The following is a 14,685-nucleotide window of genomic DNA, read 5'->3' as shown; positions in this document are numbered from 1 at the left end:
GAATCGCTCTTCGAAGCGGTTCACACACATTATATAGATATGTGCGTATTGCATGACGCGCTCTATTGTGGATTGCAGCGATAATTCATATTATTATAATTGTTCCAATTAAAAGAACAACTCGATTAGATGCCACGCCTTCATTCTTCATCCATTCTTCAAGCTCTCCTCATCCTTTCCGGCCTGATTCTGACTCTACTTCCCACGCGTTCCGAAGCTGCAGTCCCATCCCTTTCGGATGGGTACACCTACGTATGGACGGATTTTCGCACACTTAACGAAGGACCGGTCGACGACCTCAAAATGACCGTTTCCAACGGTGTATTCAATGAGCAGGGCCACCTCATCCTGCAGGGCGGCCATGCCAACATCGATTTCAAAAACTCCATCTACGCCCCTTCGCTGGCGGAAAGCAAGGCCTTCTCCATCGCCATCACCTATGCCGCAGGCTCCGTCAAAGACTTGTCGACGCTCTTCTCCACATCCTTCTATGGAGGCACAGGCGCCGATCCGGCATGGTATAACGGCCTCCTCGGCATCCAATACGACCCCACGACGGGAGTGGCCGATATCGGTTACGGATCGCCCAAGCAATCGGGCAGCCTCATGCCCGGTTCCGTAGCCAACATCCTTGCATCGGCCGACCTCACCGTCATGCTCGAGCAAAACATGCAGGGCGAACTCACCATCGGCTTCTATGCAGGAAGAACGCTCATCGCATCCGTCATGTCGCCGTCCTACATCACGGAAAACATCACCTTGGGCAATCTCTACATCGGGGGCAAGGGCAATGCCGACTCCGCCAACACCACGGGCAGCTTTCAGGAAGGCAGCGATATGACCGTCATCGGCATGGGGTTGCGCACCTATGGCACCTTCGATGAAGAAGCTAGGCAACGCTATTTCGACGAACTGGGCATTCAGGACATCATTCCCGAACCCGGCAGCGCGGCCCTTGCCATCCTCGGTCTTGCCGGATTCGCCTTGCGCCGCCGCCGCTGACGCACCGAACTCCGTTCAGGCAAGTTCTAGCGCAAAAGCTTCAACTGGCGCAGATGCTCCAGCAGGATGCGCTGCACCTCCTCCGCCGTCTCCGGCACATCCTGCACACTGTGCCCAGAGGGCACGATCTTCTCGGATTGCACCCCATACAAATGGCTGGACCAATACGGCACAATGCCATCCGAACTGCGCGGAGTATTGCCGCGCCCCCGGTCTCCGATAATGGAATGCACGGGCATCGGCTTGATTTTCAACTCCGAAAGTCCCTTGATCGCATAACCGTGCGGAGAAAGCTGGCGGATGCTTTTCATCTCCTCCAAAGCCTTTTCCGGGTGCAGGAAAACAAAATCGTCCTGCAGAGTCACCGCCTTCAGCGTCTGCATCAGAATATTCTGCGGCAGGCGAATAATCCATGAACCGATCTGTGAAAGCCAACTATCCGCAAACGGAGCCCCCCTGTGAGGAGTCGCCAGAAAAATCACGCGTTTCGGCTCTTTGAGAGGCTTGAAGAAAAAGCGGCTGCGAAACGACTCCAAGGCCGGATTCGGGAACGGCTTGTCCACATACTTCGATGTCAGGCTGCTCCTGTACGCCGGGACAATCTCCTCGCGCAAAATATTCCAAGGCTGCTCGCTCAGACTGTAGCGGGTAATCAACCCGCCCATCGAATGGCCGATCACCACCATCTCGTCCCATTTCCTGTCCCGGTGCCGGGGATCGAGCTCCTGCCGGGCTTCATGCAAAGCCCGACGGAAGGCATCCGCGCTGACAAGCCACGTCACCCCCGTCGGATAGGAAAAATACCAGAACTGGTAATTCTTGCGAATCTCGGGATTCTTCAACAGCCAGTTCGTCAAATTGGAAAACGTACCGGGGCTCGACATCAGGCCATGTACCAATACCACCGGAATCTTGTTCGGATTATACGGCTCCGTAAACGAAAGCCCCGTCACGCTTTGCAGCTTCTGCGGGCGAAACAGTCCCAGCAGGCGCATATCATTCGCATGGGTCAGCCGCCAATAGAGCGAAATCGGTACGGAAAAATCCCCGGCCAACCTATACTCCATCCGGCCCACCGGCACATTCTCGCGATTCAAACGCAGGAAGAAATGCAGAACGGGCTTCTGACGGCTCTTCGGATCCTTGGGAAACGAAAGCACCGCCGTAATCGTATGCACATTGCCCCAGTCCTTCACCACCCGGAGATTCCTGATCTTCTTCGCATCCTCCGGTTGCACGACACCTGCCAGCGGCACACCCAGACCGCGCACCGTATTACGCTCCTCCAAATCGTCCGGATTGATATCCGTGCAAGGCACCATATCCGCATACACCTCGCGAAGCTTCAAATTCTCGCCGAAATCGCGGGCGAAAGTGAAGGGATAGGAAGTATCCGCAAGATCGATCGGCTTGCCGGAAACTTGCTTGGAATGGAAATTCTCATAACGCACACTGCGGAAAATCATATCCAGCGCATGGTTATACCGGGCCAAGGCAGCCCCCCACTCCGCCGACCGGTCAGGGTTGCCCATCACGTACCACGCTTCACGAGCCTCAGCAACATAAAAGGCGTACGACTTCTGCTGCAAAGTCACCTCGGTCGGCTTCGGTTCGGGAATCGGCGTCGACACGCAGCCGGATACAACCGCCAGCATCAGGGCAATCCATATGCCCCGAAGAGAAATAAACAAAGATGGCCACCATGTGCCCACGGACGTATCAGTAAAAATTCGAACCCGACGAATGGCTTCGGATTCATCATAGGCGGTGCCCCCCACCCTGTCAAGACTGCAACAAGCCCATATGTCCGCCACTTCTGACATCATCCCCGCAAACGCCTACCTAACTTGAAAATACTATTCATAAACATCTTATCAAAACAAACAACCCCTTCCGGCACCCGGATCGACCTGTTATCTTTCTGTTTGACCTCACACGATAACAGTGTTAACATTGCAATATGCGCTCATTCATGATTCCGCTCATCGCTCTCACAACCTCCAGCCTGCAGGCCAATGAACTGCCCGACCCTGGCCTTGCGCGGCAGGCCGTCACCTCGCCCGAAGCTGTACAGATCAAAGACTTCACCCACATGCCCCCTCAGGACCGCGACGAGCGCATGCAATGGTGGCGGGACGCCCGTTTCGGAATCTTCATCCACATCGGTCCCTACGCCGTCATGGGTGGAGAATATAAAGGCAAAGTACCGCATCCATGTGCCGAATGGATCATGAACTTCGGCAAAGTGCCCGCAGAAGAATACAGAAAAAATGCCTCTCAACTCACTCTGGATAAATTCGACGCCGATGCCTGGGTACAGGCCATCAAAGCTGCCGGAGCCAAATACATCATCGTCACAACCAAGCACCACGACGGATTCTGCATGTTCGATTCCGCCCTGACCGACTACAACGTCAAAAAAGCCACTCCCTACGGCAAAGACTTCCTGAAAGAACTATCCGACGCATGCCGCAAACACGGCATCATCTTCGGCACATACTACTCCGTACTTGAATGGGACAACCCCAAACTCGGATTCATCCCCGCCAAAAACAAAACAGGATACCTCCCCTACATGAAAGGCCAGCTCGCCGAACTCATCGGCAAATACGGCACCGAAGTCCTGTGGTTCGACGGTGAATGGGAAGGCTGGTGGAAGGATGCGGACGGCCGGGAAATCTACAACTACCTGCGCACCCTCAAACCGGACATCATCGTCAACAACCGCATCACCAAAGCTCGCAAGGGCATGGCCGGTATGAGCAAAGACGATATGTTCGGCGCCGATTTTGGCACTCCCGAACAGGAAATTCCGGATACCGGCCTGCCGGGCAAGGATTGGGAAAGTTGCATGACCATGAACAAATCCTGGGGCTACGCCAAACACGATCAGAATTGGAAAAGCACGCAAACGCTGATTCGCCACCTCATCGACACCGCATCCAAGGGCGGCAATTACCTCCTCAACATCGGTCCCATGCCAAATGGTGAAATTCCCCAGCCCAGCCTTGAACGCTTGGCGGAAGTCGGGCGCTGGATGGATAAAAACCATGAAGCCATCTACGGCACCACCCTCTCCACCTTCGGCAAACTCCCGTGGGGGCGCTCCACCACGAAAGGCGATACATCCTACCTCTTCATCTACGACTGGCCGCAGGACGGAAAACTCCTCATCCCGATCACTCCCGAAGGAGAACTCACCCTCAAGGCTCTGGACGGAGGCGCGACTGTTCCCTACGAGCGCATTCCCGGCGGCATCATGGCAGACATCGGAAAACTCTCCCGAGATCCTCATGCCACCGTACTCGCCATGACGGGCAAAGGCAAAATCATCGACGGCATCTCACCGCAAACCGACGGCAACTTCCTGCTGGACGCAAACACGGCACATCTCTCGGGAGGCGTCAAACTTGAAACACCGCCCGCCAGCGGCAAACTTGTCGGAGCATCGGAAAAAACCGTACAAAACATCGGTTTCTGGATGAAACAGCCTGATACGATCTCATGGAAGATCAACAATGCCAAGGCCGGCCATTACAAACTCGAAATCGACTACGCATGCGCGCCGGATACCGCAGGCACCCCCGTGGATATTGCACAAGGTTCGGACTCTCTCCAATGGACCGTCTCTCCCACGGCATCATGGCAGGATTACCGCACCGTCTCTCCCGGACTCATCCGCCTGCAGCAGGGCGACAACACCATTACGTTCAAGGCAGCAGCCAAACCGAAAATAGGCGTCGCCAACATCCGAAGCGTCCGCTTGACCCCCTCCTCACCGTCCCGCTGATCCGGTCGCGGCATTCTACCGCGATGCTTTCATGGCATCGCGGGCGATTGTATTGCGAAACGTACTTGTTTCCCGTGCCGTACTCTTCAAATGGTGCGTATCGGTAAACCGCAGCCGATCCTTGAAGGGAGCATCGGAGTAATCCAGAAAGGGCACGCCTGTTCTGGCCGCCGCTTCCATGCAAACACTCCGGTTGCGCCGCGTATCATCGCTTTCCGGCAAATGAGTGGGATACCACACGATACAGGGCCGGAACCCCTGCTTTTGCAAATCTTGTATACCTTGCATCACGGCATTCAGCCGACCGTCCGGCGCGCCAGCCCCACCGGAATGCACCTCCCTTTCGGGATGAAACCCCTCTTCATCGAAGCATGAATCCGCCCGATCCGCACCCGCATGAGACAGCAGTTTGTCGTACAGGAACGTCAACAGCAACGAGGAAGGCTTCGACCGGATGGAAAAATGCCTGCTTCCCTGAAACAAACGAAAATCCCACTTCTCCGTATCGCGAATCACTCCGGCATTCGTTCCCGAGGTAATCAGATTGCCTTCAACCACAGCCACCGTGCCGGGTTTGAACCTGCATTTCTTCAAAAACAGCATGCCGCCGAGAAAGGAACTGCCCGGAACGCCGATCACCGAAACCGAATCGGAAGACTGAAGGCGCTCTGTCATCGATGACCCCAGAATCACCGCATCGCCCTTCAAATCCTCCACATTCTGCAAACGCCCCAGCGTCACGAAATAGGGATTCTCCGCAATGAAATGCGCCTGCGATTCCTCCAGATACTCATATAACAGCCTCTGTCCGACAAAGCACAGCCCCATCGAAAAAAGAATACATACGGTAAAAATCCATGTCGAACGGCGAAGCATAGGAAGAAGGAATTAGAATTGGAAATAGACGAACCCGCATTGCGGCCCAGAATTCGTCAGAATCAGGAAAATCATGGCGCCGTACAGGCAACCGAACAGGCGCGGATAATGCATATCGCCGTTCCATGCGGTCATCCGGTATTCCTTGAGCCAGCCATACACGTGATACAAAACCACCAAAGAACCGAACAGGCACACACTGTACACACTCATATTGCCAAGCAGATCGGCCGGAGTGCAGGCAAAATTTGTCCATACCTGCCGGAAGAACAAAAACACCGTACCGATATCGGGCATCAGGAACGTCGTCCAGAGGCAGGCGACGACCGTGAAACAATAGACGATCTTCACCAGCGAAGGAATGCGCACCGAAGCCAGTGCCGGACGGTTCCCCAGAAAACGCTCTGCCGCCAGAAACAAACCGTGCATCGTCCCCCACAGGGCGAACTTCCAGTCGGCGCCATGCCATAGCCCGCCGAGGAACATCACCAAGAAAAGATTCAGGTAAGTCCGGCACGCCCCCTTGCGGTTGCCGCCCAGCGGAATATACAGATAATCGCGCAGCCAAGCGGAAAGAGTCATATTCCACCGCTGCCAGAAATGGGTCAGGCTCGTACTGATATACGGGAAATTGAAATTGATCGGGAAACGGTAGCCGAACAATGCGGCAAGACCGATCGCAATCATGGAATATCCGCCGAAATCGGCGAAAATCTGCATACTGTAGCCGAACAGCATCAGCAGCAGCGTCACGCCGTTTTGAGAAGCGATATAATCGGAACTCTGCAACACGCTCGTCACCGGTGCGAGATTATCCGCAACCACCATCTTGAAAAAGTACCCGGCCACGCAATACCTGAACGCCCGTTGCCAATCGATCCCGGCAAAAACCTTGGCCTTGATCTGCGGCCAGAAATAATGCGCCTTGATGATCGGCCCGGCGATCAATTGCGGAAAAAACAGCAAATACAGCCCCATATCGCGGAATGTATTCGAATACACCGTCTTCCGGGGTGCCGTCCGTATCAGATTGTCGTAGGCATGCACCTTCCCGCGGCTCATATCCACCACCATACTGATGCCGTGGAACGTGTAGAAGGAAATGCCGATCGGCAAGGGAATGGAACGTACGCTCTCCACAAACTCCGGAGAACAGAAAGGAAACAGTCCGACCACAAGCCCTGCATACTTGAACACGCCGAGCAACAGTAAATTCAGCACGACCGCCAGCCGCACCCACGTCTTCACGCCTTGTTCATGGTCGTTCAGCCGATGCTGCAGAATCTTGACGGTGGCAAACGTATTGCCGCCGCATGAAACGGCCAGCAGCCCCAGAAGCCTCCAGTCCTCCCATCCGTAAAACACCGTACTGGCAATCAGCAAAACGATCGATTGCACGCATTTTCGTGCCGGAATATTCGGAACGGCGTAAAACAGGCCGAACGTCACCACCAAAAGCACAACGAATTCCCACGAATTAAACAGCATAGAGAGAGTAGCGACAAAGCGCGGCGGAATTATATCCACCGCGCATAAAAAGTCAAGGCTGCACGAAAAATCCTCGTGCAGCCTCGCATATCATCAGGCAAATCACCCCTTGCGCGAAACAGCAGCCCCGGGCATCACGAACTGCGCGGGCTTCTTCGTCTGCGCATCGATGGGGAACTGGGCATCGTGCCGCTTGTGCTCCGCCACGAGCTTGCGGGCCATCTCCGCGAGCTTCTTCGGCTCGGCATCGGCAAGATTCTTCTGCTCTCCGATATCGTCCTTGAGATTGTAAAGCTCCCACGCCTTCGTATGGTAATGGTAGATCACCTTCCAGTCTCCGTCGCGCAGAAGCACATAATAGGCATCCTGATGCTCATGCGGGAAATTGACGAAATACGTCTGCGGACGGTCGCACTTGCCTTCGGCGGTCAACAGCCCGCTGATATCCTGGGAATCCAGCTTGGCAGGCACCTTGCCCTTCACCATCGAACCGAAAGTCGCAAACATATCCTGAAGCGCAACGACACGGTCACATGTACTGCCCGGCTTGATGGCGTACTTCTTCTGCAGGGGATTGTCGGGATTCGGCTTCGCCCATGCAATAATCAGCGGCGTCCTGATACCGCCTTCATAAGGAGTGCCTTTCATCCCGCGCAAAGGCTGGCAGGGCTGGGGCTTGGGAGCCGTCCCGCCGTTATCGGAGGCAAACACGATCAGCGTATTCTCGGCCACTCCTTCCTTCTCCAGCGTATCCAGCAGGGACAGAATCGACTTATCCATCCCGGAAATCAGAGTCGCGTACTTCTTCAGTGCACCGTTCAGCTTCGGATACGTCGCGGCAAACTGAGGATCCATCATCAGGGGACCATGCACGGCATAATGCCCGAAATAGGCGAAAAACGGCTTCTTCATGCCCACGGACTTCTTGATCTCACGCGTCATCTCCGTATTCAGGGCGTCCGTCAGGAACGTATCCGAACCGTGATACTTCTCCAGATCGGGCACATCGCGCGGCCCCATCTTCTTCTGCTCGCGGAAGGCTTTCTCCGCATAATTGTCCTTGCCGAGATAGGAACCGGGCTGCCCCGCGCCGCATCCGCCGACATTCACATCGAAACCGAGCGCCTCCGGCTGGGCCGCCTTATTGGGCGTCGGGCCAAAATGGGCCTTCCCCACGAAAATGGTTCTATATCCTGCACCCTTGAACATCTTCGCCATGCTCGGATCCTTGGCCGTCAAACCTTGAATACGCCATGCCGGAGGATTCATCGTCTTGATGCCGTGCATACTCGTATCCTTTGGCTGTCCGGGATCCGTCCAGTTCGTAATATGGGTACGCGACGGATTGAGGCCGGTCATGATCGCCGTACGGCTGGGAGAACAAACGCTCGGAGTATAAGCCTGGGTAAACCGCATCCCGCGCTCCGCCAGCTTCTCCATACCCGGCGTCTTGAAAATCCCGTTACCCGGCGAAGCCACGGGCTGACCATTGGCATCGAACCGGAACGGCACGGACGTATCCTGCCAGCCCATATCGTCCACCAGAATAAACAGAATATTCGGTTTCTCCTCATCCTGAGCCGCACGTGCAGCGGGAAGCACACTCCATGCCGCCGTTGCGCAGAGACACGCGGCATGCCACATGCGCGCACTCGCCCTCTTTTGTAGGAAGTTCAAGCGTTTCATCGCGTTGCATATATCAGAAAAAGCATCTCAAATCAAACACAAAAGCCTTCGCCCGAAAAAGAGCACCTCTACATCTGGCAAAATCGTAACGAAAAACCCATCGCAGAAACCGGAACCGCTGCTATCTTGTACCCATCCATGACCACTCGACTCATTACCATGACTGCCCTGCTCGCAGGACTCTCCCTCACCGCAACCGCAGACAACCGGCCCTTCACCACGCCCCTCGGACTGTGGCAGCAAACATACGGCCAGCCCGACGGCAAAGTCCACCTGTACCATAATCCGGACAACCCATACGTGCAGGAATTGAACGTCTCCCTCCGCGCCCAGTACCAGGCAGCCTCCGTCTCTCCGAACGGAGCTTCGACATACCCCGGCAGCGGAGGCCACACCGACGAATGGAGGCGGCTCCGCCTCGGATGGAATGCCAAGGCGCTCACCAACCTCAGAATCACCAACATCTGGAACATGGGCGGAGTGGACAGCCTCGGCTACTACAAAAACGGCCAATGGTACGACCATGGCATGACCCACGGCAACCTCTACGAAGCCAACATCGAATACAGCTTCAGCGACTTCACCATCGGCGCAGGCAAAATACTCCCCGTCATCCTCGCGGAAAACCGCATTTCCAGCTCCAAATACAAACTGCCCGAACTCTCCGCCGTCGAAAACCAGCTCGTCAGCGACAGCTCCTTCGGCCTCTGGATCTGCAACGACGAAAAGAAAAACGACCTCGGCTACTATGCCGGCATCTGGTCGAACAGCGAAAAACGCAGCCGAGGCACATGGGGAACATGGGAATCCGCCAACGCCAACATCGGACTCTCCTACAAAGCCGACAACCTCATCCTGCAAAACGGGCGCATCTACTTCGACTGGATCCACAACTTCGACGACATGGATATCCGCTCTTACCGGTACAAAAACGTCGGCACCAAAGCGCGCGACATCTTCGCTCTCTACTACTATGGCAAGCAAGGCCCCTTTGAACTCATGATGGAAGGCATCTGGGCCCAAAACATCGCCGATTACAAGCAGGGAGGAAAAACCGTCTCCCCCTCCCATCTCGCCGGACTCACCGTCATGCCCTCGTGGAACCTGTCGCCACATGTCCAGGCCGTCATGCGCTACCAACTCGGTACGGGCTCACAGGCCGTCTGCCTCAACAAACGCTACGCCTCCCTCGTCGACACGCAGGGCAGCTACGTCGATACCTATCAGGCCGTCGCGCTCGGCTTCAACTTCTACATGTATGCCGACGATCCCGCACGCCTCAAAATCATGACCATGGCTGAATACGGCCACTCCAGCGGCTCCGCTCCGGGCCATGGATTCACCGGATGGTCGTTCATCGGCGGCGTCTATACCAACTTCTGAATAAACACGTATCACATCATGTGACGATTTTGGCACAAAGTCCCCCTTTGCATCCCAACATCACGGTGCTACATTGCCAAAGACATCCCACCACGGGAACAACACTTCCTTACATCGCAACATGAACAAAATCAATTGCATCATCATGGACTGGGCCGGCACGGCCATCGACTTCGGCTGCTTCGCCCCCCTGCATGTCTTTCTCCGCGTCTTTGCCGAAAAAGGCATGAACATCACCTACCGCCAGGCACGCGAACCCATGGGCCTCCTGAAAATCGACCACATCCGCGCCATCCTCAAAATGCCTGCCGTCGCCGAACAATTCGCCGCCGTTCACCATCGTCCATGGGTCGAAGAAGACATCCTGGAAATGTACTCCAGCTTTGAAAAACACCTCTTCGCCAGCCTCCGGGACTTCACCACTCCCATCCCCGGCGTCGTCGAAACCATCGAAAACCTCAAGGCACAAGGCATCAAAATCGGCTCCACCACCGGATACACCCGGCAGATGATGGACATCGTGCGCCCCGACGCTGCCGCCAAAGGCTACACCGTCGACAACCTCGTCACCCCCACGGGCCTCCCTGCAGGCCGCCCGGCTCCTTACATGATCTACAAAAACATGATCGACCTCGCCATCCCCTCCGTCGATCAAGTCGTCAAAGTCGGCGACACCATCGCCGACATCCGCGAAGGATTGAATGCACAGGTACACACCGTCGGCATCATCACCGGCAGCAACGAACTCGGCCTCACTCAAGAAGAATATGACTCCATGCCTGCGGACGAACTCGCTGCCCTCAAGGAAGAAGTTCGCAGCCGCATGCAGGATGCAGGCGCCCACTACGTACTCGACACCATCCTCGAACTCCCCTCCTGCATCAAAGACATCAACAGCAGCCTCTAACCACATACCAGCCATGAGAAATTACCTCCTCCTCACCCCAGGTCCCCTCAGCACCTCCGAAACCGTCCGCAACGCCATGCTGCAGGACTGGTGCACCTGGGACAAAGACTACAACGAAGGCGTCGTCACCGCCATCCGCTCCGAACTCCTCCAAATCGCCGGACTCGGCGACGAATACACCACCGTCCTCCTCCAGGGCAGCGGCACCTACAGCGTCGAAGCCACCCTCAGCTGCTGCGTCGGCCCGCAGGACAAACTCCTCATCTTCGCCAACGGAGCCTATGGCAACCGCATGGCGGACATCGCCCGCTACCACAAACTCGACCACACCCTCGTCTCCCTCAAGGAAACCGAGCAAATCACCGTCGACATCGTCCGCCAGAGCCTCGCCGCCCACCCGGACACCACCCACCTCGCCGTCGTCCACTGCGAAACCACCACCGGCATCATCAACCCCATCGAAGACATCGCCGAAGTCCTCCGCGGCAGCGGCATCACCTTTATCGTCGATGCCATGAGCAGCTTCGGCGGCATCCCCATCGACATCGCCGGACTCGGAATCGACTTCCTCGTCAGCAGCTCCAACAAATGCATCCAGGGCGTACCCGGCTTCGGCCTCATCATCGCCAAACGCACCGCCCTCGCCGCCTGCGAAGGCATCTCCCGCTCCCTCTCGCTCGACATCTACGACCAGTGGAAGGAAATGGAACAGGGCCACGGCAAATGGCGCTTCACCTCACCCACCCACGTCGTCCGCGCCTTCTTCCAGGCCCTCAAGGAACTCCGTGAAGAAGGCGGCATCGAAGCCCGCCACCGCCGCTACGAAGAAAACCACCGCATCCTCGTACAAGGCATGCGTGAAATCGGCTTCACCACCCTCCTGCCCGATGCCGTACAATCACCCATCATCACCTCCTTCCTCTACCCGGAACAGACCTTCGTCTTCGCCGACTTCTATGAAGAGTTGAAACAGCGCGGCTTCGTCATCTACCCCGGCAAAATCTCCGAAGCCCCCACCTTCCGCATCGGCAACATCGGCGACGTCTTCCCCGACGACTTCCGCCGCCTCGTCGATGCCATCGCAGACATCCGCCGCTAACCCCTCCCCCTCATACGACACAGCAACCGCCGCCCCAGCAAGGGGCGGCAACCCTCCCTCCCGCCATGCTTCAACTCAAAAACATCAAAAAAACCTACAACGGCAAAGCCGTCCTGAACGGCATCGACCTCGACATCGACACCGGGGAAATCGTCTCCATCCTCGGACCCTCCGGCAGCGGAAAAACCACCCTCCTCAACGTCATCCTCGGCCTCACCGACCTCGACGAAGGCCAAATCATCTTCAACGGCGAAGACCTCAGCCGCACCCCGATGAAACAGCGTGGCTTCAACATCGTCTTCCAGGACTACGCCCTCTTCCCCAACCTCAACGCCTACGAAAACATCATCTACGGCCTCAAAAACAAACCAGGCGTCTCCACCAAACGGGAAGTCCGCGAACTCATCGCCCTCCTCGGCCTCGGCAACCACCTCGGCAAAACAGTCGACCAGCTCTCCGGCGGCCAGAAACAGCGCGTCGCCCTCGCCCGCACCCTCGTCATGAAACCCCGCGTCCTCCTCCTCGACGAACCCCTCAGCGCCCTCGACGGCGTCATCAAGGAATCCATCAAGGAACGCATCAAAACCATCGCCAGCGACTACAACCTCACCACCATCATCGTCACCCACGACCCCGAAGAAGCCCTCACACTCTCCGACCGCGTCCTCATCCTCAACGAAGGCGGCATCTCCCAATACTCCACCCCGCGCGAAATCATCCACAACCCGCACAACGGCTTCGTCAGGCAATTCATCCTGAACCAGCTCGAAATCAAGCGGAACAACATCTTCAGCCTCTTCGAGGGAGCATATGCCTGAAAAAAGCATCGAACTCAAGGCCGTCTTCTGGGCAGTCCTCCTCATCTTCGGAGCCTTCCTCGCCTACCCCATCGCCCTCCTGCTGGGCCGCTCCCTCATGGAACAGGGAGCGCCCGGGCTCGACAACTACATCCGCATCCTCGGAAGCCCGGCCGTCCTCACCTCCTTCGGCCACAGCTTCACCGTATCCGCCACGGCTGCGCTCATCACCACCGTACTCGCCTTCTTCCTCGCGTACACCGTCCATCACACCGCACTTCCCCGCGCCCTCAAAAAAACCGTCGGAGCCGTCACCGTCGCCCCGATGTACCTCCCCACCATCACCTACGGCTTCGTCATCATCTACGCCTTCGGCAAAGAAGGCCTCATCACCCACCTCCTCGGCGGCACCCAAATCCTCGACATCTACGGCTTCCGCGGCATGCTCCTCGGCTACGTCATCTACACCCTCCCCATCGCCTATCTACTCATCAACAACACCTTCAAATACGTCGACAAAAACTTCGCCACCGTCTCCCGCATCATGGGAGACACCCCCGTCCGCACCTTCTTCGGCACAGCCGTCCGCCCCCTCGTCGGCACCCTCGGAGCCGCCTTCATCCAAAGCTTCACCCTCAGCTTCACGGACTTCGGCATCCCCGCCTCCATCGGCGGCCAATACGATGTCGTCGCCCTCCACCTCTACAACGAAATGCTCGGCGCCATCCCCAACTTCTCCGGAGGAGCGGCCATCGCCATCCTCATGCTCCTCCCCTCCATCGCCAGCATCATCCTCATCAACAGACTCGAACGCTACAACTTCCGCTACAGCAAAATCTCCAAACAGGAAATCCGCAAAAGCCCGCTCCGCGACACCGTCTGCGCCGGAGGCTCCCTCGCCCTCGCCATCGGCATCGCCGCTGTCTTCGCCATCATGTTCATCGTCCCATTCGTCCGTCACTGGCCCTACGACACCACCTTCACCTTCGACACCTTCACCACCCAGCTCTCCGCGCGCAACCTACTCGGCACCTACGGCAACACCCTCCTCGTCGCCTTCTTCAGCGCACTCGTCGGCACCATCGTCTCCTTCGGTGCAGCCCTCGTCACCGCCCGGTCCGGCATGGGAAGCAAAGCAAAAGGCGCGCTCAACGGCCTCGCCGTCGTCACCAACACCATCCCCGGCATGGTACTCGGCATCGCCTACCTCTTCGCCTACTCCGGCACATCCCTGCAAAACACATTTGCCATCATCATCATCTGCAACATCATCCACTTCTTCACCACCCCCTACCTCATGGGGAAAAACTCCCTGGAAAAACTCAACCGGAGCTGGGAATCCACCGCCTCCCTCATGGGAGACAGCTGGTTCACCACCCTCCGCCGCGTCATCATCCCGAACTCCGTCGGCACCCTGCTGGAAATCTTCTCCTACTACTTCATCAACAGCATGATCACCATCAGCGCCATCATCTTCCTCGTCGGCGCACGCACCGGAGTACTCACCACCAAAATCAAAGAACTGCAGCACTTCGCCCAGTTCGATGCCATCTTCGTCATGTCCCTGCTCATCCTCGCCACCAACATCATCGTGCGCGTCGTCCTGGGCAGAACCGCCGCCAAATACATGCCGCGTGCATGACGACCACACATCCAC

General features: G+C 56.7%; 11 protein-coding genes. 7 read left to right on the top strand and 4 right to left on the bottom strand.

What is annotated here, in order from left to right; genetic code table 11:
* Nucleotides 1-129 precede the first annotated feature (129 nt).
* Nucleotides 130-1,002 carry a PEP-CTERM sorting domain-containing protein gene (locus AC781_RS05610; RefSeq protein WP_067774798.1) on the top strand — a complete coding sequence of 291 codons (873 nt, stop codon included), beginning with the start codon at nucleotides 130-132 and terminating at the stop codon, nucleotides 1,000-1,002.
* Between the two features lie 26 nt (nucleotides 1,003-1,028).
* Here the strand turns inward: AC781_RS05610 and AC781_RS05605 are convergent, their stop codons facing one another.
* A complete protein-coding gene (locus tag AC781_RS05605) occupies nucleotides 1,029-2,657 on the bottom strand; it encodes an esterase/lipase family protein (RefSeq protein WP_067774795.1) in 1,629 nt (542 codons plus the stop codon).
* A 317-nt stretch (nucleotides 2,658-2,974) separates the two neighbouring features.
* On the opposite strand from AC781_RS05605, the gene AC781_RS05600 reads away from it, so the two are divergent.
* Nucleotides 2,975-4,792 carry an alpha-L-fucosidase gene (locus AC781_RS05600; RefSeq protein WP_071133284.1) on the top strand — a complete coding sequence of 606 codons (1,818 nt, stop codon included), beginning with the start codon at nucleotides 2,975-2,977 and terminating at the stop codon, nucleotides 4,790-4,792.
* A gap of 15 nt (nucleotides 4,793-4,807) precedes the next feature.
* On the opposite strand, the gene AC781_RS05595 is transcribed toward AC781_RS05600, so the two are convergent.
* The 3 genes from AC781_RS05595 to AC781_RS05585 form a co-directional block, all read right to left on the bottom strand.
* Complete coding sequence (locus AC781_RS05595) at nucleotides 4,808-5,668, bottom strand: hypothetical protein (protein ID WP_141675776.1); 861 nt, start codon at nucleotides 5,666-5,668, stop codon at nucleotides 4,808-4,810.
* Between the two features lie 12 nt (nucleotides 5,669-5,680).
* Nucleotides 5,681-7,156: an MBOAT family O-acyltransferase gene (locus AC781_RS05590; RefSeq protein WP_067774784.1), complete on the bottom strand. Its 1,476-nt coding sequence runs from the start codon at nucleotides 7,154-7,156 to the stop codon at nucleotides 5,681-5,683.
* Between the two features lie 102 nt (nucleotides 7,157-7,258).
* Nucleotides 7,259-8,833, bottom strand: coding sequence for a sulfatase (locus AC781_RS05585; protein ID WP_218107256.1), 1,575 nt, complete (start codon nucleotides 8,831-8,833; stop codon nucleotides 7,259-7,261).
* Nucleotides 8,834-8,980: 147 nt separating this feature from the next.
* Between AC781_RS05585 and AC781_RS05580 the strand changes: the two genes are divergently transcribed.
* The 5 genes from AC781_RS05580 (at nucleotide 8,981) to AC781_RS14215 (ending at nucleotide 14,670) form a co-directional block, all read left to right on the top strand.
* Nucleotides 8,981-10,225: a hypothetical protein gene (locus AC781_RS05580; protein ID WP_141675775.1), complete on the top strand. Its 1,245-nt coding sequence runs from the start codon at nucleotides 8,981-8,983 to the stop codon at nucleotides 10,223-10,225.
* 121 nt (nucleotides 10,226-10,346) lie between these two features.
* A complete protein-coding gene (gene phnX, locus AC781_RS05575; protein WP_067774778.1) occupies nucleotides 10,347-11,132 on the top strand; it encodes a phosphonoacetaldehyde hydrolase in 786 nt (261 codons plus the stop codon).
* Nucleotides 11,133-11,145: 13 nt separating this feature from the next.
* Nucleotides 11,146-12,231, top strand: coding sequence for a 2-aminoethylphosphonate--pyruvate transaminase (gene phnW / locus AC781_RS05570; RefSeq protein ID WP_067774775.1), 1,086 nt, complete (start codon nucleotides 11,146-11,148; stop codon nucleotides 12,229-12,231).
* A gap of 65 nt (nucleotides 12,232-12,296) precedes the next feature.
* Complete coding sequence (locus AC781_RS05565) at nucleotides 12,297-13,049, top strand: ABC transporter ATP-binding protein (RefSeq protein ID WP_067774772.1); 753 nt, start codon at nucleotides 12,297-12,299, stop codon at nucleotides 13,047-13,049.
* Nucleotides 13,042-14,670: an ABC transporter permease subunit gene (locus AC781_RS14215; protein ID WP_067774769.1), complete on the top strand. Its 1,629-nt coding sequence runs from the start codon at nucleotides 13,042-13,044 to the stop codon at nucleotides 14,668-14,670. The genes AC781_RS05565 and AC781_RS14215 overlap by 8 nt, the downstream gene beginning before the upstream one ends.
* Nucleotides 14,671-14,685: the final 15 nt, after the last annotated feature.

The organism is Neoakkermansia glycaniphila (genome assembly GCF_001683795.1).
In the GTDB taxonomy this organism is placed as follows: Bacteria; Verrucomicrobiota; Verrucomicrobiia; order Verrucomicrobiales; family Akkermansiaceae; genus Akkermansia; species Akkermansia glycaniphila.
The sequence above is the reverse complement of the archived record's forward strand: the minus strand, read 5'-3'. Positions and strand labels throughout refer to the sequence as shown.